1 protein-coding gene is annotated in these 322 nt (G+C 36.6%); it reads right to left on the reverse strand.

Going from position 1 to position 322, the window contains the following annotated elements; genetic code table 11:
* Nucleotides 1–322, reverse strand: a 322-nt coding sequence (locus tag JQ843_RS05405; RefSeq protein ID WP_203213086.1) for a tyrosine-type recombinase/integrase, incomplete at both ends; no start/stop codon positions are given.

Raw genomic sequence — 322 nt, forward strand, 5'->3', positions numbered from 1 at the left:
ACAGCTTTCTCATAAAATGAGACGGCTGTTTTTGCTTTTTCTTTGGAGAGATGACTGTAAGTGTCCATAGTCATAGCTAATGTAGAATGACCTAGACGGTGTTGTAATTCTTTATATGGTATTCCAGAGTTTAGCAAGAGACTAGCGTGTGTGTGTCTAAAACCATGGAATCCAATATTAGGTACACCAGCATGTTTGAAACGTGTGTTTAAACGAGTTGATAGTGTTTTATTGTTTGGGTATTTATGAATAAAATCTGAGAAGACAACAGTTTCAGTCCGACCAAGTTTCCAAGCTTCTTGCCTTTGTCTTTTTTGATACA

Origin of the sequence: Streptococcus mitis (assembly GCF_905187495.1) — a bacterium.
Classification (GTDB): Bacteria; Bacillota; Bacilli; order Lactobacillales; family Streptococcaceae; genus Streptococcus; species Streptococcus mitis_CU.